A 22,534-nucleotide genomic window follows, 5' to 3' on the forward strand; every position below is an offset into this window, starting at 1 on the left:
TAGAGCGTAAAGCTAGGGAAAGGGAGGGTGAAGTAATATTAATAGAACATTACTTATTTCTTAAGAATTATTTAAATAGGCTTATTTAAGAAAACAACCTGGTTACAGCTATTGTATACAATTAATTATTACTCAATGATGCTTACCTGAACATTCTTGTTCCAGTTAAATCTTTTGATATTTCGTTTCAGCTCTTCCAGACCGGCTGGGTTAACAGCATATATAGTAACTTCTTCTTTTGCCACTGTTACTCTATTATTTATTTTAAGTATGGCTGCCTTTCTCCATGTTTCAGGAGCAAATCCCTGAAGCCAGTTCTCATACACTATAGCAACTTCATAGTTATGTTCAGAACCATATTGTGTTAGAAAATCTTTGAACTTCTGATCAAAAAGCTTTTTATTTTCATTAAAAGGAATCATTTCTGTCGAGCCCAACCCTGCAATATCTAATAAATGTATATCTGTATAATAAGTAATCGCTCCGATATCATTAGCCACTACTTTGGAGTCATTATAATAAGTATGTAAAAATCGAGCAGATTGTATTTGTTGCTCATAGATATTTTTACCCCCATCACTTAAGACAGTATGCGCCATGAAACCTTTATAAAAGAAAAGCAAAATATTCATAGCCACTAACAGACTAATAAGCTTCTCCCTCCTTATATAATTATTAAAATCAAAGATCAGCCTTGTTATTTTTGGAATAAGTACCATCGAAAATCCCGTAAGTATATAAGCTTCATAACGGAACATTCCTTTCAGATCAGCAAACATGCTATGACATATCATCAACAATGAAAAAACAATGAGAAAAAAATTATCATGAACAACTTCTATGAAGTTCTTAGTTTTCAAATCTCTATAAATAAAAACGGCACATAATATAATGGGGAAAAAACCAATTTTATAAAAGCTTATATTGAATATGAAATTATCTACCAAGATCATTTTAAGTTGTGAAAAGATATTGGAATCTAAACTTAATTTGGTACCCTTTACCTCTACCGAGTTAGGAAAAAAATAGCCATCCTGTTGATAATTAAAATAACAAAAAATCAAAATCGGAATAAAGCCAAGAACCAAAACGCCGATAGCATCTTTCCATTTTTTTATCAACATCAAAACAAAAGCAAGGATGACAAAATAAAACATGCTCTCAAAGCGAACCAACCCCATTAATAACAGGCTAAAATAAAACCCGAAAGCCACTAATCTATTTTTATCCCGACGATAAAAGCAGAAAATATTAACAACAAAGAGAAACACTTGAAAAATATGTTCCATACCAGACAACAATTGTACGTGCAAAACAGCAAAGAACAAAGTGAACAACACTACTAAAACCGTCTTCTTCACATCTTTAAAAGTTTCAGCGAAGTATATTGACAGGAAATACACAATTCCTAAACTAAAGAATATATTAAAGTACAGCGGTATTTGATCATTGTTTCCAAACATTTTAATGAGGCAACTCAATAGAAAAGTAAATAATGGTGAAGAGGAAGTAGAGGAAAATTGATATTTTGTAATTCCCCACAGATCATACAATGCAAAGTTTTTAGCCATAGCAAGATGAATGTAAGTATCGTCGATAGGATATACATAATGACCATCGGTTTTTAAAACTGAACCTATATAATACAGGAGACAGATTCCAAAAAATACGATGAAGCAAGAAAAAAAACTCTTTAAACCAATATTCCGGGATGACACCATTTTAAGATAAATTATAAAAATACCAAAGATAAGTATCATCAATCATGAATAGGTAATTTCGGCACAATATTTACTGCATTTACAACATAAAAAATAAACTTATGAAAAATGCGAGTATTATCGGTTTAAAGGAAGCCGACTGTAAAAACATTTCAGAAAAACTTAATGTACTGTTAGCTAATTATTCAGTATTCTACCAGAACACAAGAGGTTCTCACTGGAATATTAAGGGAGATCAGTTCTTTACATTACATCCTAAATTTGAAGAACTATATAATAGCCTGGTATTGAAAATTGATGAGATTGCAGAAAGAATCCTAACATTAGGAGCAACACCGGCACATAATTATTCTGAGTATTTAAAAGTAGCCACTATAAAAGAAACGAAAGAAGTAAGCGACGGAACGAAAAGTGTAGAAAACATTTTAAGCTCTTTTAAAGTCGTGTTAGATTTGCAGAGAGAGCTTTTAGATATTACTGATGCAGCAGGTGATGAGGGAACGAATTCTCAAATGAGCGACTATATTACCGAACAGGAAAAAGAAGTTTGGATGTATAATTCCTATTTAGGAAAATAACCAAACAAAAATCATCGATATTTTTGAAAAATCGTCTTACATTTAGACGATTTTTATTTTTATTTATTTAAATTGCGTTAAAATTACACAATATGTACGATGTTCGTTTGAAGTCTATTCTCGATAATGATTTCTACAAGATAACCATGCAAAATGCTGTAGTCAAATTATGTTCTGACTCAGTTGTAAAATATGAATTTATCAATAGAGGGAAACACCACTTCCCCGAAGGATTTGGTGCTGCATTAAGAGAAGCGGTGGCTAAAATGGCAGAACTCAAACTTACCAAGGATGAGAAAAAGTTTTTAGCAATAACGTGCCCTTATTTAGGTTTGCCTTATCTGGACTTTCTGGAAGGATATCATTATGATCCGTCTGAAGTAAAGATCCATCAGGAAGGAGCAGATCTTTCTGTAACCGTTGAAGGGCTTTGGTACAGAACAATCCTTTGGGAAGTACCTTTATTGGCATTGATCAGCGAATTGCACTATGAGATGAATCATATGGAGAGGGATTCGAATGAAATTGTAATGGGTAGAACGATTGAAAAAGCAGACTCACTCAACAAGCTCGGAGTTACTTTTGCAGAATTTGGTACAAGGAGAAGACATTCTTATAAAGTTCAGAATCTGGTTATGGAAGCGCTAACCCAAAGAAAAGATTCTACATTTATAGGAAGTTCTAATGTTCATTTTGCCATGAAATACGGAGTAAAACCAATAGGCACCCACGCTCATGAGTGGTTTATGTTTCATGGTGCTGAATATGGTTTCAAAATGGCCAATGAATTGGCTTTAGAACATTGGGTAGATGTATACAGAGGAGATCTTGGGGTAGCTCTTTCCGATACTTATACAACCGATGTATTCTTCCAGCAGTTCGACAAAAAGTTCGCAAAGCTTTTCGATGGAGTGCGCCATGACAGTGGTGATGCCCTCGAATTTGCAGACAAGACTATCGCCCATTACAAAAGCAACGGAATCAACCCATTATTTAAATATATCATTTTCTCTGATGCCCTCAATCTTGAGAAAGTTGCAGAAATCACCAATTATTGCAAAGGGAAGATCGGCGTTTCATTTGGAATTGGCACCAATCTCACAAACGACGTTGGACTAAAACCAATGAACATCGTGATGAAATTAATAGGAGTACAAGCCCCTAACAAGGAATGGATTCCTACCGTAAAACTTTCTGACGAACGCGGAAAATATACCGGTGATCCGAAAATGATTGAATTGGCAAAAGAGTTTTTAAGGATAAAAGATTAGCTTTTAGATGTTAGATATAAGACTTTGGCTTATCACTTAATAAATCATTATTATGAAATTAAAAATTTATTTTTCTCTTAGTCTTTTGGCAGCAATTCTATCTTTTGCTCAGGAAAAAAAAGTAGAAAAACCAAAATTCAATCAGGAATTGGCAACTTCTCTGGGAGCAGATCAATATGGCATGAAAGCTTATACTATGGTAATGCTGATGACTGGCCCCGTTAAGATTGAAGATAAAGTAAAAATGGGAGAACTTATGAAAGGCCATTTAGCCAACATCGGTAAGCTGGCAGACGAAGGTAAAATTATTGTAGCAGGACCTTTTTTAGAAAAGAATAAAGAAAACTATCGAGGTATGTTTATTTTTAATACCCGTTCTAAAGAAGAAGCTGAGCAATGGGTAAAAACTGATCCGGCTGTAGAGGCTGGTGTTTTCAGTTATGAACTTCTACCCTGGTACGGTTCCGCAGCTCTGCCTTTATATTTAAAACATCATAAAGAAATTACAAAGGAAAACCCATAACCATAAAGATTAATAAAAAATCCCTCAGCTGAGGGATTTTTTTTATTAATCAATACAAAAATAAGGTCTCTTCGGTGAAAAACAACAATAGGGATTACTACAGAATATGTAACCAGCGCTACAACCACCATCTATTGGCGGTTCACAGGTACCTACAGTACCTCCCAAAAAGTGTTTCAATTCTTTTCTGTTTAAGCTTTTTAAATTTTTCATAGTTATTTTGTTTAGTATTAGCTTCCTACTCTTTAAGATTTTCGGATATCTCTATATTAATATTAAGGAGAATTAAATATACTACTTAATTGTAAAAGAATAAATTACAAAAAAAACTTACATCAAAATAAAGCAAATCTTTTCCGGTCATTTAAATTAATTAGTAATTATCATTTACCCTATTTATAATGTATATTTATACTATACCTTAATAAATAACATTCTGTCATTTCGAACGTAGTGAGAAATCTCTTAATAGCCTTAATAACTTATTATTTCTTAATGTTTTAATATTAAGATTTTTCACTACGCTGTACCAGCTACCTTCTGAAATCGAAGATTAGATGTAGTCAATGACAAATGACTGTGGTAATTATCGTAATTATCTTTGGCTAAGTGAAACGACTTTGCGCCTTAAAACACACTTTACTTTTAAAATTCTTTGTGTTTATTGCGATTGACTACATTCTAGTTGTTTTTTTTACTCTCGCAGATTAGGCTGATTTAGCAGATACCAAAGATTATCTCTTTTCAGTCGATGAATTCCATTTTAGATAGTCAATGATAACCCTATATTGTATTGGAGCTTTTCTGAATTAAAAAATTCTTACGTAAAATAAAAATTGCCGGAATCCTCATTTCCGGCAATCAAAACTAACACATAAAAATTGAAAGAATTATAGTGTTGCTTTATATTTTTTACGATAAGCATAATAGAAAATCACAGGCAGGACGGTAAACGATAATATCATACAGATAATCAGTCCCCCTACAATCATAATAGCTAAAGGCTTTTGAATCTCTGATCCCATTCCATGAGATATTGCTGCTGGAAAAAGTCCCATGGAACCCATTAAAGCAATCATGACAACAGGACGGATTCTGCTTTGAACTCCCTGCGAAATGGCTTCTTTAAGAGGTATTTTATTCTGCAAATTTTCTTTCATTACTCCAATAAGTACAATACCGTCAATCGTAGCTACTCCAAAGAGAATAATAAACCCTATTCCTGCTGAGATCCCGAAAATAGTTCCTGTGAACCAAAGGGATAAAAATCCGCCGATGAATGCAAATGCCAATGTAATGGAGGAAATCAATGTATCCTTGATATTTCCAAAATTGAAATATAGCAACATCAGAATAAGTACCAATGAGATAGGAACTACCATAGCTAACTGCTTTGCAGCCCTTTCCTTACTTTCAAATTCACCAGCCCACGTCATTTTATGATTCTTCGGAATGTGTACTTCTTTTTCAACTTTAGCTTTAGCGTCTTTAATCGTACTTCCCAAATCCCGTCCTTCAATATTAAAACCGACACCAATATATCTGCTGTTTCCCTCCCGATAAATAAATGAAGGTCCCGTATGATAATCAATCGTTGCAATTTCTTTTAATGGCACTTTTTTATTATCCTGAGTAGGAATCAGGATGTTCCCTATTTTCTCAGGATTATCACGGTATTGCTTTTCAAATCTCAGCATCACGTCAAACATTCTTTCTTCTTCATAGAATTTTGTTGCGGCCTGTCCTCCGATCGTCATTTCGATCACAGCTTGCGCATCAGCAGTTGAAACTCCATATTTAGCCATTTTAGAATCGTGAAGTTGTATTCTTAATTCTGGTAGCCCAATATTTTTAAAAACATTGACGTCGGAAATTCCCGGAACTGTTTTAATAGATTTAGCTACCTGGTTTGCATAGTCCTCAAGTTGGAATAAATCATTTCCAAAGATCTTGATCACTAAAGGAGCTTTTACTCCGGCCACATATTCTTCCACATTATCCTGAATCGGCTGACTGAAACCAAAATTAATTCCCGGATATTTTTCCAGAGAAACCCTCATCTCTTCAAGAAGCTCCTCTTTCGATATTTTTTTCTTCCATTCATTTTCAGGCTTTAGCTGGATGTTAAACTCTATATTAAAAAAACCTGTAGGGTCTGTTCCATCATTAGGACGGCCCGTCTGCGTCATAACAAAATCTACTTCATCATATTTCGTCAGAATCTGTTTCATCTCTTTAGTCAACCTGACAGACTCATCAAGGTTTACACTATTGGGCAGGGTTGCACGAACATAAATCGCTCCTTCATTAAGTTTCGGCAAAAATTCTGATCCGTAATTTGAAAACCTCCATCCACAAACAGCCAACAACACAACAAAACCAATCATAAATCCTTTTTTATGTCTTGCACTCAGCTGATATAATTTAAAGATATTAACTCTGAAAAATCTGGAAATAAAATTTTCTTTTTCTTCTATATTTTTTGTCAGTAAAAGTTTACACATTGCCGGAACATAGGTTAAACTCAAAATCAAAGAGCCTAACAAAGCATATCCTAGCGTAAATGCCAGAGGAGAAAACATCTTTCCTTCTACTTTCTGGAAAGAGAAAATAGGCATTAAAGCAACAATCAGAATCAGTAATGCAAAGAATATATAGCTCGCTACACTACCTGCACTCTTTTTGATGATTCCCAGTTTGGACATTTTATTGAATCGCCTCAATCCTACTTTTTTAGCTTTCTGCTCGAGGGCCACAAAGACATGCTCTACGATCACTAATGTTCCTTCCAGGAGTAAACCAAAGTCAAGCGCTCCCATAGAAATCAAATTGGCAGGTAATCCCTGAATTCTCAGCATAATAATTGCGAAGAGGAAAGCCAGAGGAATAACAGACGCTACGATAAAAGTCGTTCTCCAGTTGTATAAAAAGATAAATACAATAATAGAAACCAGGATTACTCCTTCTACCAGGTTTTTAGACACTGTATGAACCGTCGTATTAACCAATTCAGTACGGTCAATAATCGGAACAATTTTAACATCACCCGGCAGTTCACCACCGTTAAGCTCAGTAATTCGATCTTTTAACCTAGCAATAACATCACTCGGATTTTCTCCACGAAGCATGATAACGATTCCTTCTACAACATCATCTTCTTTATTATAGCCAACCTGTCCTAGTCTTGGCTTTGCAGAAACTTTTACCTCTGCAACGTGTTTTACCAAAATAGATGTTGATCCTTTTACTTCAATCTTGATATTTTCAATATCATCTTTACTTTCCAAAAGACCTATACCCCGGACGACATACGCCTGATCTCCTTTTGAGACCACATCTCCTCCTACATTAATATTACTTTTAGAAACGGCTTCGTAAACATCTAATGGAGACAGATCGTAATTATGCAACTCTGTAGGATTGATTCTTATTTCGTAGATCTTTTCTTCTCCTCCAAAACTTACAACATCTGCTACTCCGGGAACTGCAAGAAGCTCCCTCTCAATAACCCAATCCTGGATAGAGGTAATTTCTTTAATAGGTAGTTTGCTTTTAATAATATACCGGTAAATTTCACCGGTTGCCCCGGAAGGAGGCTCTATACTATAATCAGCACCCTCGGGAAGCTTAACATTCCCCAACCTGTTGGATGCATATTGCTGAGCATAAAAATCATCTACATGATCATCAAAAATAACCGTTACTACCGATAAGCCAAATAGAGAAATCGACCGCACTGAAGTTTTATTCGGTATCGTATTCATCTCCCTGGATATAGGTAAAGTAACAAACTTTTCAATCTCCTCCGCACTTCTTCCCGGCCATTGTGTAATTACCCTTACTCTGGTGTTGGTAACATCAGGAAAAGCCTCAATCGGAGTATGGACATAAGAATAAATTCCCCCTGCTAATAATAGGAAGGTTCCCAAGAGAACAATCAAGGAATTTTTTAAAGAAAACGAAACAATACTCTGGACAAACTTTCTCATTACTTAGCAGAATTAGAGGATTGGTTTTTCATATTTTCATAAATCAGCAGCCCGTTAGAAGCAACGACACTTTCCCCCTGTTTCAGATCTCCTTCTACATAAATATATTGACTATTAGAAGCCACTTCAGTTACAGCTCTCACTTCGAGATCACAATCTTTTTTATAGACAATCACATAGCTCTGGTTATTATCAAAAATCACAGCTTTTGCAGGAATTGCCAGCGCAGTTTTATCCTGAGCATTAATTGGCAATACAATATCCGCCGACATTCCAGGTCTCAATTTCATATTATTGTTATCCATGATAATTTTAGCCTTCAAAACCCTTTCATTTTCATTAAAAACCTGAGAGATGGAATTAATTTTTCCGGAAAAACTTTCATCCGGATAAGCCAACGTTTTTACTACAACAGGCTGATTAACGTATACATTTCTCATATTGGTAGCATATACATTAGCCATTACCCAAACCTTATCCAGATTGGAAATCGTAAAAAGCTGATCACCTCCTGCGGTAACAGGCATTCCGTTTGAAATATTTTTACTGATCACATATCCATCCGCAGGTGATTTGATTTGAATGTTATTACTGCCGGCTGAGTACAGCTGCATATTCTTTTTTGTTTTCGAAATATTCGACTGTAGAATCTGAACCTCTGATCTTGCTTCTTGTAAGTCTTTTTGAGAAGCGATATCGTCTTTATACATCGCTTCTACTGACGACAATTTTCTTTTTGCCACCACAAGCTGAGCCTGTAGTGTTTGCGTATCATCCTGCATTTCATTTAATGAAACACTTTTTACACTTGCCAGAACCTGCCCTCTTTTTACATAATCTCCCAGTGAGAAAAATGTTTCTGTAACGACTCCATCTACAAGACTTACAAAAGGAACCGTTTTATCAGAATTACTTTCGACTTCACCGGTAAGTGTAATGCTTTCTTCTACAGAAAGTAATTCTGCTTTAGCCAACTTCAAATCTTTTCTCAATTCTTTGCTGATACAGTAGGTTTTCGATTCCGTATTTTCATTCTGTTTTTTATCGGAACATCCCGTTAATGCCAATGCTACAGAAAAATAAAGGGCTGCAATATATTTAGTCGTATTCATTTTCATATTTATAAGTCTTGTCCTACAACATATTGCAGGTTTTCATAATATTGATTAAGTTCTTTTTTGGTATCCAGAATGATCATTTTATTCCCAATATAGGTTTCCAGAAAATCCATATACTCCAGCATACTGATATTTCTCAATCTGAAGTTTTTCTCATGGCTCGTCAGTAGGCCATCTAAAGTAGTTTCATAAGATTCATCAAGCTCCTGGGAAATCTGCTGGGTTCTGGTGTAGTTATGAAATACCGAAACAATTTCGTTTTCGGACTTCAGGATACTCTTACGGGTTTCGTAGTTTGTTTTTGTAATTTCAAGCTTAGCTTCCTGAATATTCCCTTTATTGCGATCGAAAACCGGAAGGTCAAATGACACTCCCAATCCTACGAAGTCCCTCATGATATTTCCACCCCGGTCATATCCCAGGGAAAGAGCAATATCAGGAGTTTTCAATGCATTCTGCAGCTCCAGATTTTTCTGAGCATATTTTTCTTTATTCTTTGTGGTTAAAATATCAGGACGATTTTCTTTAGCGATCTCCAGCCACTTGGGCAGTTCCAATTCTGAAAGCTGCTTTTCAGGCATTTCCAAAGGATCTGAAATTACTACATAAGACTTTGAAGGAACCATTAATAAGGCCTTCAGCTCAACCTGTTGTTCTTCGATCTCCTGATGTAATGAAATAAGCTTTTTCTTGAATTCTATTTCCTGTGCCTTCAGACGGACATACTCAGATTTACTGATATTACCAAGGCTTAATTGATTGCTATAGGACTTTGTCAATTTCTCAATAGAAGAAATTTGTCCTTTATATAGTTTCTGTTGTTCCTGATTATATACCATTTCGGTAATGGTATTTCGTAAGAGCTTCTTTAATTCCCGCAACACTTCCTGCAGTTCATATTTTTCTCCATCTACTTCTATCTTCTGAAGCTCAATGTTCTTACGTCTTTTTCCTGCAGTCTGAATCACCTGTTCAATTTCAGCGGAAATCTGGGTGCTCTTTCCCCAATTGCCGATAAGAGTAGGTTGTTCTTCTATACCGGAGGTACGCCATAAATTAACTTCACTAATACTTAATTTGGGATTAGGCCAAAACTTAGCTTGAACCACCCGTGCTTCAGCCTGGGAAATTTCTAATTTCTGGGCAATAATGTCCAAATTATTGGTAAGGAAAATAGATTCGGCTTCCTTTCTGTTGATATGTAATGTATCTACAGTTTGTGCCGAAAACAAGCCAAAAAGATGAATATAAAATAAAGCGAAAATAATTTTCTGCATGGTCCCACATTTAAGACCACAAAGCTATTTTCTAAACATTAAAGCCAATTTCAAATTAAATTAAGATTCAGTTAGCCCAACATTAGAATTCGATTAGAACAGTTTTTTTGACACACAAATATCATTATGTTTTCACAATTATCACAACAACGTTTTACAAATGAATCATGCTCAATGATGACATCTGTGCAAATCTGTGAGAAAAATAATTAACCACAGATGAACACGGGTCCACATAGATATTTTAATATAAGCTATAGCTAATCCTGCTAGACAGAATAATAGATATGATTATAAATTGTTTGAAAACACGAGAAGAACTTTAGTTCCGATATTTACTTCGGAATCTATTTGCATTTGAATATGATGATGATCAAAGATACTCTTAGATAAAGAAAGCCCAATCCCGCTTCCTTTGACATTGTCAACATTTTTCCCTCTGTAGAATGTTTCTGTAACTTTTTCAAGATCATCTCTGGAAATACCTTTTCCGTAATCTTTCACCTCGATAAGTAGCTGCTCATCTTTTTCAGACAGCGTAATTTCAATAGGATTTCGATGGGAATATTTAATGGCATTTTCCACAATATTATACAGCGCCAGGTATAACAAGGTTTCATTTCCGGGAAATTCTAATAAACCCGGTCGTGTAACCTGTAAATTTATTTTAATAGACGATTCTGCTTCCTGAGCTTTGGCATTTAATTTTTCATAGATTTTCCAGATAAGTTCATCCACTCTTATCTGTTTATGGGACTCCTCTAGTTTAGCAAAGCCAGACATCAACAGAAGGTTATTCAGAATATTTTCAATTTCATAGACATTTTCCAACGACTCTTTAACCACCTTCTTATATTCGTCCGGGGTTCTGTCTTTTTGTGCAAATACTTCTAAATTCCCGGAAATCGCAGCCAAAGGAGTTTTAAACTCATGGGAAACATAATTGATAAAGTTCTGCTGTAATAAAATACTTTCAGAAAGCCTGCCTAACAGTTTATTATAAGATTTGATAAGCTCTTCAATCTCATCATGAGTATTGGTTGAAGTTATTGCACTGGAGATATTCGTATAATCTACATTATTGATTCGTTCAACCACATTGGAAATGGGTTTGTATACAATTTTTGACAGGTATCGGCTTAAGAAATAAATAGCAAGCAGTCCCAGAATTAAGACGAAGAGCATAATAACAGAAAGCCGGATGATCTGGGATTGAAACGAATCACTGGAAGATTTCACAAATACAACAAAATCACCTTGATTATCGGGATAAAAAATGCCATAATAAAAGTTATTATCAGACATAAACTGTACACTCTTATTATTTCTGGCTGTTTTTAAATGTAATGCCTTGATGTTTTTATCATCCAGATTCTGCCCAAAAGTAACTTCATTATATTTATTATATACTGCTACTTTCTTATTTTCAATAACATGATTGTACTCTTCTTTGATCTGAGCATGCCTGTTTTTGGGAAGCTCATCTTTTTCCAGATAGTAGATAGCAGAGATAAGAGCCGTATTCTGAAGCTTTTCAAAATATGAAATTTTTGTACTGTCATAATAAGCAAAAAATATCACCGCAAAAGTAATGATAGAAACAATGCCAAATGAAAGGCTGGAAATTAATGTAAATCTGTTTCTTAAAGTCATTTTAATCCTTGATCAGATATCCTGTTCCTTTAATAGTATGGATAATTTTTTGTTCACTTTCATCAATTTTATTTCTTACATATGAAATATAGACATCCACTACATTCGTGGTACTGTCAAAATTAATTCCCCAAACATTATGTAAGATCTGAGTTCTGCTGAGAACTTTATTTTTATTTTCCATCAGGAAAGTGAGAAGCTTATATTCTGTAGGAGAAAGCTCTATTTCTTTATTGTTCTGACATACCTTATGAAGATCCGTATTAATGGTAATATTTCCACATGACAAAAGCTCATTTTCTTCCTGGTAGCTTAGTTTGTTTCGTCTCGTAAGAGCTTTGATTCTTGAAATTAATTCTTCAAAATGAAAGGGTTTAGAAAGATAATCGTCTGCTCCCAAATCAAGCATTTTTATTTTGTCATCAGGGCTGTTTAATGCACTCAGAACCAGAATCGGTGTATAATTTTTTTTGAATCGGATAATTTGTGTCAGCTGCATTCCGTCAAGACCGGGAAGCATAATATCCATTAAAATAATATCAAATTCATAGGTATTAATAAGATCACGTGCTTTTTCGCCAGAATCTGCAAGAACCATATGATATCCGGCTTCACCAAGCCCTTTTACCAGGAATTTACTTATCCTTTCATTATCTTCTACTAACAAAATATTCATCTGTTCTGAAATTTCCCATAAATATAAGTATTCTTATTCATAAAGGATACTGGAAGAGAGAAGTGATTGAGCTTCATGGAGCAATTTCAGGCCATTTACTTTTTGTTAAAGCAGATTTTAAGAAAATGATCCATTCTTATCTATCCAAGGATATTCCCTATTCCAGCTTCCAGCCTTTTTTCATAATTTTGAAGAATGGAGATGACATATTTAGTTATTGGCTTTATTTCTGGCGGCATGTTAGGTGCGGTTATTTTATTTTTCATCCTGAAGTCTTCTATGATTTCAAGATCTTCTTATGATGAAATGAATACCAGATATATTAAAAGTAATGCCGATCTGGAAAATTCTTATCAGAAGATCAGGGAATTACAGCAAGGTATGGAGCATGAAAAAGAAACAACCCAACAACAAGCGGATCTTCTCAATGATCTTAAAAATGAATATGCAAAAATATCTGCCGAATATTCTTCTTTAAATATCCAGTTTCAGGAACAAAAAAGTACGATAACCAAACTGACTTCTCAGATTGAAAATCTCTTAGCGGAAAAACAGCATATTTTTGCCCGTAATTCAGAACTCTCCGCGATTAATGAAAGTTTACAGAAATCGCTTGAAACTCAGAAGGAGGAAATCATTAAAATTCAGGAAGATTCGAAGAATCAGTTTGAAAACCTAGCGAATAAGATCCTTGAGGAGAAAACAGAAAAGTTCACAACGCTGAATCAGAATAATCTTAAAAATATCCTGGAACCCTTTCAGGAGAAAATCACAGATTTAAAAAACAGGGTGAATGAGGCCTATGAAAAAGAAAATAAGGAGCGTTTTTCTTTAGCCGAAAAGGTAAAAGAACTTGCCGAATTGAATCAACAAATATCTGAAGATGCCAAAAAATTAACCCGAGCTTTAAAAGGAGAGAGTAAAACACAAGGAAACTGGGGTGAAATGATTTTAGAAAGCATTCTTGAAAAATCAGGTTTGGTAAAAGGAAGGGAATATTTTCTTGAACATGAATTGCGGGATGAAGATAATAAAGCTTTATTTTCAGAATTCTCCGGAAAGAAAATGCGCCCTGATGCCGTTGTTAAATATCCGGACGAAAGAAATGTTATCATTGATTCTAAAGTATCCCTTACTGCATTTACGGAACTCGTAGATGAAACAGACTCAGAAATTTATGCCATCAAGCTACATCAGCATTTATCTTCTATAAAAAATCATATCAATCAGCTTAGCCAGAAGGCTTATGATGATTATGGCAAATCTTTGGATTTTGTCATGATGTTCATTCCAAGTGAACCGGCTTATATAGCAGCCATGCAAGCCGATCAAAATCTCTGGAATTTCGCGTATGAAAAAAGAATTTTACTTCTCAATCCAAGTAATCTGATCACTTCCTTAAAGCTTATTGCCGACCTATGGAAACGTGAATATCAGAACAGAAATTCAATGGAGATCGCAGAGCGTGGTGCCAGATTGTATGATAAGTTCGTAGGTTTTGTAGAAAATCTTGAAAAAGTTGGAAAGAATCTGGATCAGGCCAAAAACGTATATAATGATGCTTATAAACAGTTATCAACAGGTAATGATAATTTAGTAATCCAAACACAGAAACTGAAATCACTCGGAATTAAAAATAAAAAAGAGCTTCCTCAAAGCTTAATTGATCAGTCTCAAACATTACCTATCCCTGAAGAATAGCCCTTTTCCTGAAAAGTAGATAAATTCAATCATTAATTTTGTATAATTTTGCAGCATGCTAATAGAAAGTTTCCAAAACGATAAAATTAAACACGTTACCAAACTCCTTTCTGACAACCGGTTTCGAAAAAAATCTAATGTTTTTGTAGTCGAAGGTCAACAGGAGAATGAAAGAGCGCTGAAATTTGATTTCGAACCTGTAGAATTTTTCATTTGTGAGAATATTTTCAAAGGAAATATTCCCCAGGGAAGAATTCATTATGTGAGCGAAAAGATCTATGAGAAAATTGCTTACCGTGGAAGCAGTGAGGGAATTATTGGAATTTACAAAACCAAAGAATCTGATCTTTCTTCTTTCAAAGCTAAAGAAAACTCCACTATCATTATTGTAGAAAGCATTGAGAAACCTGGTAATTTAGGCGCAATTCTGAGAAGCTGTGAGGCATTTGGAATAGACGCTTTAATTATTACGGATGTAAGAGCCGACTTTTATAACCCTAATGTGATAAGGTCAAGCGTTGGCTGTCTTTTCGGGATGAAGGTATTTCAGGCTGAAAATAAGGAAACACTGGATTTCCTGAGCCAAAATCAGTTCAACATCTATACAACAATAATGGATGAAAGTTCCGAAGACCTTTATAAAAGAGATTTCACAAATAAGTCAGCGATCCTTTTTGGAACTGAGCATTCGGGCTTAAGTGAATTCTGGAGTGGTAAAGGGCAAAATACGTTAATTCCTATGACTGGAAGTATTGATTCTCTAAACCTGAGTAATGCTGTAGCGATTACTTGCTATGAATCTTTGAGACAAAAAAAGCTTAAATAGCCTGATAGAACTTATAATCTAATGATCCCTGAATTCCCATAATTATATAGCATATTATATTCAGGTAAAGACATAAAAAAACCGTTTCGCTGGGCGAAACGGTTCTTTTATTTAGTAACGTACTAATTATTTTTTAGCAGCGTCTACAGCGTCTTTAGCATCTTTAGCAGCACCTTTAGCAGCATCAGCAGCACCTTTAGCAGCGTCAGCAGCAGTAGTAGCAGCTCCTTTAGCAGCGTCAGCAGCAGCAGCAGTAGTTGCAGCAGCAGCATCTTTAGCAGCACCTACAGTAGCAGTAGCAGCAGAATCAACAACTTGAGCAGCAGAATCAGCTACAACAGCAGCAGAATCAGTAGCAGCGATAGCAGCAGAATCAGCAGTACCTTCAGTAGAAGTAGCTTCAGTTTTTTTACAAGCAACTAGAGAGATTGCAGCGATAGCAGCTACGAATAATGACTTTTTCATAATAAATTAAATTTAATTTTGTTAATATTGTTATCTAAAATTTTCTTCTGTTCTGTTATTTGAACAAGACAAAGGTAGAGCAGTTAGAAAATTTGTCTATGAAAAATAATTGTAATAACTTTGTAAAACAGTTTTACAAATAAATATAACTGATAACCAGTAATTTAATCACTTTATATCAACTTGACAGATTTAGACCTATTACACTTTGAGCAGCTAAAAAAGGATGTACAGGCTCAATATTTAAAAGAATACACCCCTTCCTTTGATGATATTTCAAAATGGAAAGGAATTGACATTATATATTTTCAGGAAGATCTTCGCAAAAAGGCTAAAGGAAACATTAGCGAAAAATCGTTTTATACTTATTTCAAAAATGCTCCGGTTACCAAACTCCCAAGAATCGACATGCTCAATTTATTAAGTATTTATGCAGGTTACGACTCATGGTATGAGTTTAAAAAACAACATCTTTTTGCCGGAGAATTATTACAGGATGAAAAAGATCTCAGCGAGGAAGAAATAAAAGAATTAGAAGAATCACTGGCTCATTTACCAGAAAGCATCAATTCTGAAATTCAGCCACAAAAAACGCTGAATCCTGAGCACAAAAACGCTAATTTACAAAAAACAAATACTGAAAATCAAGAATTTACAAAAAATAACAACAATAATACTTCTCTAGAAAAAACACCATCCGAACCTAAGAAAAAATTCCTGCAAAAGAATGCCTGGGCAATTGTCACTACTATTTTAATTATGATTACCGGTGTTTTAGGTTTTAAAGATGAAATTTTTTCTAAAGAATACAAATATTGCTTTACAGATGCAGACCGCGGAGTTGCTGTAATCAATACACTTGAAATAAAAGTGTTTAAAGAAAATGAATCTCCAATCTTATTTAAGATAAATCCGGGGGAATGTTTTAGATACTCTACCAAAGATAAAATTCTTAAAATGCAGATCAGTGCTCCATTCTACGAGCCCTTAACGGTCAACAGAAGCCTTGAAAATGCCCCTAAAGAAGAAATGATAGAAATGAAGCCTGATGATTATAAAATGGCGGCTTACTATTTCTCTATAAAAGATGTAAAAGGAGGAAACCCTGAGGAACAATTTGCTCTCATCAAACAAAAGAGAAAACAATTAGAGAATTTAATCAGCAATAATGCTATCATTTATCAGGTATATGATAACAATACCTACGGAATTGAAACATTAGACAAACAAAAATACATTACACTCGTAACAACACCTACAACATCCCTGAAGAATTTACGGGTGATTGAAATGAAAAAAGACGATAAAGGTAAAATAATATCTATAAAATTTAAAATTGCAAATACTGATGAAAAGAATAAGTAATTTTTTTGTTGCCCTATTACTGCTCATTGCTTTTGTTTCCTGCAATAACAAAAAGACTGAAGTAAGTGATTTGGACAAATTAAGAAATAGTAACAACACAAAAACCTACCCTGCTGTACAAATGGATAGCATGCAGGCGATCAATTCTATAACAAAACAAAAAGTACAGGAATTATTGGATCTTTCTACGCTTTACTTATCCGGAAACCGAAATACGGAAATAGATACTGTAATCTACTCGCAAATGGAAAGCTACTTCCATAAACCAGACAGCCTAACATTTAAAAGGCTATTCAAAGAATTAGATAGTTTAAAGGTAAAATCTGTGAAAGTCAACAGCCTGGCAGTACATAAAGATTATTATAAAAAAGACACGCTGGATTACGCTAAATTCAATGTAGAATATTTTGATGACAAAAACAGATCTCTCGGAACTTTTGAAAAGAGTGCCCAATATACCCTGCTTTCAAAACCAATCAAATTTAAGAAAGAGTTTAAATTTTATTTTTTGAATTTTTATACACCTTCACCTGTAAAAAAAGACAGTACTTCTGCAGGAGTTACTAAATAATCTAAAGCGATATCATTTTCCCAGGTATCGTCAATCAACTCATCGGGGCTGAAGTAATTCACTCCGATTTTTTTTGTGACCAAAGGAAGACTTTGAAAAAAACCGTCATAGAATCCTTTACCATATCCTACTCTATTACCCATGGGATCACAATATAATACGGGAGTTATCACAAAATTAAAATCTTGCTCTCCGGAGTCCTGATTAGAAACAGGCTCTGAAATTCCCCAGGAACTGGTCTCAAACTTTGTATCCGGAAATATTTCAACAGAAATAAGCCTCTCCCCGACCACTTTCGGAACAAAAATACGGATACCTTGTTCCAGACAGTACTGAACAAATGTACGGGTATCAATCTCCTTAAACTTTTCAATAGGAAGAAAAATATGAATTTTCTGACCTATTGAAGGCTTAAAGTATTTAATCAAATTTTCGAAAATTCTTTCAGATAAGAAGAAAGCCTCATCAGTCGACAAGGCTTTTCTTTTTTGCATATATTTTTTTCTAAGGTCAGCTTTTAACATAATCGTTACGCGTTTTCAGCCTGAAGAACTTTATATAATTTGTCTGACAAACGTACTCTGAACGGAAGCTCAAAAGTAATTTGATCTCCTTTTCTGGCCTTTTCACTAGGTGCTCCATTTACAAAGATTTCAGTAATTGCCACCTCTTGCTCACCTGTTGTAGGTCCTGAAATCAACACTTTATCTCCTACTGAAAGTTCTTTGTTTTCAATTAAGAACTGGGCAATTTTTGATTTGGTATAATAATGCTCTGCTTTTCCAAGCAATACTTTTTTAACTGTTATTTTTTGACGAATATTCTTTGTTTCAGCTTTTGCTAAGGGTTTAGCTGGTAAATCACCTGAATTTTTAAATTTCAAAGCATCAGATTTTCCTTTTCTAAAAACCTTATTTCCAACCTGTAATCCTTTTCTTAATTTTATTTGCTCATCCCAAGGTAAATGTATTGTTTCTAAACACTCAGTAGAACAACAGTTCTCCATCGTGGCCTTACATTCATCACATTGAATAAATAACAAATGGCAGGCATCATTAGAACAATTGGTATGATTATCACATGGTTTACCACACTGATGGCATTGTGATATGATATCATCGGTAATCCGCTCCCCTAATCGGTGATCGAACACAAAGTTTTTACCAATAAATTTACTCTTTATCCCTTCTTCTTTTATTTGACGGGTATATTCAATAATTCCGCCTTCTAACTGATAAACATTTTTAAAACCCTGATGTTTGAAGTAAGCACTGGCTTTTTCACAACGGATTCCTCCTGTACAGTACATTAAAAGGTTCTTATCTTCCTTAAAATCCTGTAATTGTTCGTTGATAATCGGTAAGCTTTCTCTAAAATTTTCTACATCAGGAGTAATAGCTCCTTCAAAATGACCAACCTCACTTTCGTAGTGATTTCTAAAATCGACAACAATCGTATTAGGATCTTCCAATAAATTATTAAATTCCTGAGCTTTTAAGTGAATTCCTTTATTCGTCACATCAAAAGACTCATCATTTAAACCATCTGCAACAATCTTATGTCTGACTTTGATAGTCAATTTTAAAAAGGAGTGATTGTCTTGCTCAACCGCAACATTCAAACGAATTCCTCTCATAAACTCGTAGTCTTCCAGGGTAGTACGAAAAGCTTCAAAATTGTCCGCAGGAACACTCATCTGAGCATTGATTCCTTCATGTGCAACATAAATACGGCCTAAGGCATCAAGTGCATTCCAGGCAATAAATAATTCGTCGCGAAATTTTTTGGGATCTTCAATTTTGGCATACGCATAGAAAGACAACGTAAGGCGTTCCTTACCAGCTTCATCAATAAGTTGAGCTCTTTCTTCTGCGCTTAAGGTGTTATACAGTTGCATGCTATAAACGTTTTAAGTGAGAAAAATTTTTTGCAAATATAGTGATTTTTCAATTGAGTCTATTTTTAGAGGAGAAAGGTAATCTCAATAACGGCAAAAACAAACACAGCCAAAACGTGATTATTTCTTATTGTTAATCGTTAATTACGCTTAATAATTGAAGGAAATATTTTTTATTTTAATAATTAGACTTAACTTTAATGACAATACAACCATCTATATGTCATAATATGACATATTGTCTTTAATAATTTTTTAAGATCCGTTAATTGAGGATACGTAAATTATAGTATAATATATAAATTATCGCAATTGCTGTTAAATTTTAGTTAAAATTGAAACATTCCATTTCAATCGCACACCTATTTAGCATTAAATTTGTTTACTGTAAAACGAATTAATTTTAATCATAAAAATAAAGAAGATATACAATGAAGAGTACTTTAAAAAAACTATTACCATTTGCTGTAGTAGGAGTTATTTCAGGAGCTACTACCGTTGGCACAATACAATACTTTGGTCATACCTCTAACAATGGGGACCAATCTTATTTTACTTCTGCAGCCAAAACTTCATTCGTAGGAATGAATACGGCTTCTACAGGAGATGATTTTGTCAAAGCTGCGAAAACAACGGTTCCTGCAGTAGTTACGATCAAAAACTACCAGACCAGAACATCAAGCAGAGCTTCAGAGCAGGATTTGTTTGACTTTTTCTTCGGAGATCCTTTCGGGGGCAGAGGAGGCCAACAAAGGCAAAAACAGCAACCTCCTGAAAACATGCCTTCAGGAATGGGATCGGGAGTGATCATTTCTCCGGATGGATATATTATTTCCAATAACCATGTGGTAGCTGGTGCTAATAAACTGGAAGTAGTCTTAAGCAATAAAAAATCATATATCGCTACATTGATAGGAACAGATCCAAATACCGACATTTCCTTATTAAAAATAGAGGAAAAAGGATTGCCTTATCTGAACTTTGCCAATTCAGACAATATTGAAGTAGGTCAATGGGTACTTGCAGTCGGAAATCCGCTTGGACTGAACTCAACGGTAACAGCAGGTATCATTTCTGCTAAAGGAAGAGGAATTGGCATTCTAGGATCTCAAGGAAAAGCAAGCAATCCAATTGAAAGCTTTATCCAAACAGATGCTGCCATTAACCCTGGAAATTCAGGAGGAGCATTAGTGAATGCTAATGGAGATTTGATCGGTATCAACTCAGCAATTCAATCTACTACAGGTTATTATCAGGGATATGGATTTGCCATTCCGTCTAACCTGGCAAGAAAAATCATTGAAGACATTAAGAAGTTTGGAATTGTACAAAGAGGATTTCTAGGAGTAGCTTCTTTAGACCTTTCGGACGACCAACAGGTTGCTATGTACAACAGACAGAAGAAAGCCAATATTAAAGTAGGTTCCGGAGTTTATGTTACGGAAGTTACAGACAATAGTGGTGCAGAAAATGCAGGAATTAAAAACGGTGACATCATTACTAAAATTGATGGAACATCTATTACTGATTTTGCCGACTTATCTATGGCTGTAGGAAGCAAACGCCCTGGTGATAAAGTTCAGGTTACTTATCTAAGAAATGGTAAGGAAAACACAACAACTGTTACTTTAAAAGATCAGAAGGGAGGCACTTCAACAAGAACAAAAGCTGATCTGAGTGTCACTGAAAAAATCGGAGCTGATTTCGAACCATTGAGCGATTCATTCAAAACAAGCTATGGATTAAATAGCGGTGTTATTGCAAAAAATGTTTCAGAAGGAAGTGAAATGGCTAAGATCGGAGTAGTAGACAACTATATCATTATAGAAATAAATGGTAAGCCGGTCAACTCCCAAAAAGACGTAGAGAAAATTTTAGACAAGTACCAAGGAAATGTACAAGTGAAATTTGTAGATGAATACGGAAGAATTTATACAAAAGGATTTAAAATGCCTTAGTAGAATTTTTCTAAAACATAAAAAACGCTGCATCGTATGCAGCGTTTTTTTATTTAGCGTTGTTCATTTTTTCAGCAATTCTCTTTTTCTTATTCCTTTCATAAATTATCTCTACTATTTTACCTCCAATCCATGAAAAAGGGAAAAAGGTAAGAAAGATAGATATTTTATAGAATGTAGGATGATAAGGAAATATAATAACATCAAGCATCGCTATGAATAGCATGATGAAACCGATAAGAATAGCATAAGCTACTTTTGCATACTTTACAATAATAGCTGTCGCAACTCCACCTATCGTTGTTCCTAATCCGGAAATAAATAATAAAAAACCAAAGAAAGCCTCATCATTTCTCATACTGTAGAGGAATCTTTGCCAATGCTCAAACGGAGCAAAAGCCTCAAAAGTAACCCACTGCGGAAAAACTCTAATTCCAAGAGTAATAATAAGCCCGGCAATACCCAGACCTACCAAAACCGCAAATGTATTTCTTATAAAACTCATTAATCCTGGTGTGCAATCATCGAAATTTCAATATCAACATTCTTAGGCAGGCAAGAAACCTGTACCGTTTCACGAGCAGGATAGCTCTCAGCACTCAGATATGATGCGTAAATATCATTCATAACAGCAAAATCATCCATACTTTTAAGGAAAATACTTGCCTTTACAACATTTTTAAAAGTCATTCCAGCTTCTGTAAGGATCGCTTCAAGATTCTTCATCACCTGATGCGTTTCTTTTTCAATTCCCTCTACCAATTTACCTGTTGCCGGATCTACAGGAATCTGACCTGATATGTATAAAACCCCGTTTGCGAGATTAGCTTGTGCATAAGGTCCGATTGCTGCAGGAGCATTAACTGTGTTGATTATTTGTTTCATATGTGGATATTTATTTTTTTCTGAGGTCATATGCAATCACCTCTACTCTATTCATCTTTT

The 22,534-nt window shown here is 34.7% G+C and carries 19 protein-coding genes; 8 read left to right on the plus strand and 11 right to left on the minus strand.

The features are described 5' to 3' along the window. Positions 1–128: 128 nt before the first annotated feature. Complete coding sequence (locus CJF12_RS12165; RefSeq protein ID WP_157759856.1) at positions 129–1,571, minus strand: hypothetical protein; 1,443 nt, start codon at positions 1,569–1,571, stop codon at positions 129–131. Between the two features lie 251 nt (positions 1,572–1,822). On the opposite strand from CJF12_RS12165, the gene CJF12_RS12170 reads away from it, so the two are divergent. The 3 genes from CJF12_RS12170 to CJF12_RS12180 all read left to right on the plus strand — a co-directional run bounded on the left by CJF12_RS12170 (position 1,823) and on the right by CJF12_RS12180 (position 4,093). Then, positions 1,823–2,299, plus strand: a complete 477-nt coding sequence (locus CJF12_RS12170; RefSeq protein WP_034684790.1) for a Dps family protein — start codon at positions 1,823–1,825, stop codon at positions 2,297–2,299. A 92-nt stretch (positions 2,300–2,391) separates the two neighbouring features. Next, positions 2,392–3,570: a nicotinate phosphoribosyltransferase gene (gene pncB / locus CJF12_RS12175; protein ID WP_034684787.1), complete on the plus strand. Its 1,179-nt coding sequence runs from the start codon at positions 2,392–2,394 to the stop codon at positions 3,568–3,570. A 52-nt stretch (positions 3,571–3,622) separates the two neighbouring features. After that, positions 3,623–4,093 (plus strand): YciI family protein, encoded by a 471-nt coding sequence (locus CJF12_RS12180; RefSeq protein ID WP_034684786.1) that lies wholly within the window; start codon positions 3,623–3,625, stop codon positions 4,091–4,093. 890 nt (positions 4,094–4,983) lie between these two features. Here CJF12_RS12180 and CJF12_RS12185 read toward each other — a convergent pair. The 5 genes from CJF12_RS12185 to CJF12_RS12205 form a co-directional block, all read right to left on the minus strand. Beyond that, the gene (locus CJF12_RS12185; protein WP_034684785.1) at positions 4,984–8,082 is read right to left on the minus strand and encodes an efflux RND transporter permease subunit; all 3,099 of its coding nucleotides are present in this window, start codon (positions 8,080–8,082) and stop codon (positions 4,984–4,986) included. Further along, entirely contained in the window at positions 8,082–9,194 is a 1,113-nt protein-coding gene (locus CJF12_RS12190) for an efflux RND transporter periplasmic adaptor subunit (RefSeq protein WP_228379092.1), read from the minus strand. Before CJF12_RS12190 ends, CJF12_RS12185 begins: the two co-directional genes overlap by 1 nt. 8 nt (positions 9,195–9,202) lie before the next feature. Continuing rightward, positions 9,203–10,477, minus strand: a complete 1,275-nt coding sequence (locus tag CJF12_RS12195; RefSeq protein WP_034684782.1) for a TolC family protein — start codon at positions 10,475–10,477, stop codon at positions 9,203–9,205. Positions 10,478–10,768: 291 nt separating this feature from the next. Then, on the minus strand, positions 10,769–12,130 hold the full coding sequence (locus CJF12_RS12200) for a sensor histidine kinase (RefSeq protein WP_034684779.1): 1,362 nt from the start codon (positions 12,128–12,130) through the stop codon (positions 10,769–10,771). 1 nt (position 12,131) lies between these two features. Further along, positions 12,132–12,806 (minus strand): response regulator transcription factor, encoded by a 675-nt coding sequence (locus CJF12_RS12205; RefSeq protein WP_034684777.1) that lies wholly within the window; start codon positions 12,804–12,806, stop codon positions 12,132–12,134. Between the two features lie 195 nt (positions 12,807–13,001). Between CJF12_RS12205 and rmuC the strand changes: the two genes are divergently transcribed. Together rmuC and CJF12_RS12215 are read left to right on the plus strand one after the other, a co-directional pair. Continuing rightward, positions 13,002–14,507 carry a DNA recombination protein RmuC gene (gene rmuC, locus CJF12_RS12210; protein ID WP_394336989.1) on the plus strand — a complete coding sequence of 502 codons (1,506 nt, stop codon included), beginning with the start codon at positions 13,002–13,004 and terminating at the stop codon, positions 14,505–14,507. 55 nt (positions 14,508–14,562) lie between these two features. Beyond that, a complete protein-coding gene (locus CJF12_RS12215) occupies positions 14,563–15,333 on the plus strand; it encodes a TrmH family RNA methyltransferase (RefSeq protein WP_034684773.1) in 771 nt (256 codons plus the stop codon). A gap of 126 nt (positions 15,334–15,459) precedes the next feature. Here the strand turns inward: CJF12_RS12215 and CJF12_RS12220 are convergent, their stop codons facing one another. Then, positions 15,460–15,798 carry a hypothetical protein gene (locus CJF12_RS12220; protein ID WP_034684772.1) on the minus strand — a complete coding sequence of 113 codons (339 nt, stop codon included), beginning with the start codon at positions 15,796–15,798 and terminating at the stop codon, positions 15,460–15,462. 183 nt (positions 15,799–15,981) lie between these two features. Between CJF12_RS12220 and CJF12_RS12225 the strand changes: the two genes are divergently transcribed. Both CJF12_RS12225 and CJF12_RS12230 read left to right on the plus strand, forming a co-directional pair. Next, positions 15,982–17,163: a hypothetical protein gene (locus CJF12_RS12225; protein ID WP_034684769.1), complete on the plus strand. Its 1,182-nt coding sequence runs from the start codon at positions 15,982–15,984 to the stop codon at positions 17,161–17,163. Continuing rightward, entirely contained in the window at positions 17,147–17,734 is a 588-nt protein-coding gene (locus CJF12_RS12230; RefSeq protein ID WP_034684766.1) for a hypothetical protein, read from the plus strand. Before CJF12_RS12225 ends, CJF12_RS12230 begins: the two co-directional genes overlap by 17 nt. On the opposite strand, the gene CJF12_RS12235 is transcribed toward CJF12_RS12230, so the two are convergent. Continuing rightward, the gene (locus tag CJF12_RS12235) at positions 17,680–18,228 is read right to left on the minus strand and encodes a 5-formyltetrahydrofolate cyclo-ligase (protein ID WP_262485044.1); all 549 of its coding nucleotides are present in this window, start codon (positions 18,226–18,228) and stop codon (positions 17,680–17,682) included. The genes CJF12_RS12230 and CJF12_RS12235 overlap by 55 nt on opposite strands. 35 nt (positions 18,229–18,263) lie before the next feature. Beyond that, complete coding sequence (gene trhO / locus CJF12_RS12240; RefSeq protein WP_034684756.1) at positions 18,264–19,631, minus strand: oxygen-dependent tRNA uridine(34) hydroxylase TrhO; 1,368 nt, start codon at positions 19,629–19,631, stop codon at positions 18,264–18,266. Positions 19,632–20,062: 431 nt separating this feature from the next. On the opposite strand from trhO, the gene CJF12_RS12245 reads away from it, so the two are divergent. Further along, positions 20,063–21,589, plus strand: a complete 1,527-nt coding sequence (locus tag CJF12_RS12245; RefSeq protein ID WP_034684753.1) for a Do family serine endopeptidase — start codon at positions 20,063–20,065, stop codon at positions 21,587–21,589. A 49-nt stretch (positions 21,590–21,638) separates the two neighbouring features. Here the strand turns inward: CJF12_RS12245 and CJF12_RS12250 are convergent, their stop codons facing one another. Both CJF12_RS12250 and CJF12_RS12255 read right to left on the minus strand, forming a co-directional pair. Then, positions 21,639–22,094, minus strand: coding sequence for a hypothetical protein (locus CJF12_RS12250; protein ID WP_034684750.1), 456 nt, complete (start codon positions 22,092–22,094; stop codon positions 21,639–21,641). Further along, complete coding sequence (locus CJF12_RS12255; protein ID WP_034684900.1) at positions 22,094–22,474, minus strand: Rid family detoxifying hydrolase; 381 nt, start codon at positions 22,472–22,474, stop codon at positions 22,094–22,096. Before CJF12_RS12255 ends, CJF12_RS12250 begins: the two co-directional genes overlap by 1 nt. Between the last annotated feature and the right edge of the window lie 60 nt (positions 22,475–22,534).

Source organism: Chryseobacterium piperi (assembly GCF_002285635.2).
GTDB classification, from domain to species: Bacteria; Bacteroidota; Bacteroidia; order Flavobacteriales; family Weeksellaceae; genus Chryseobacterium; species Chryseobacterium piperi.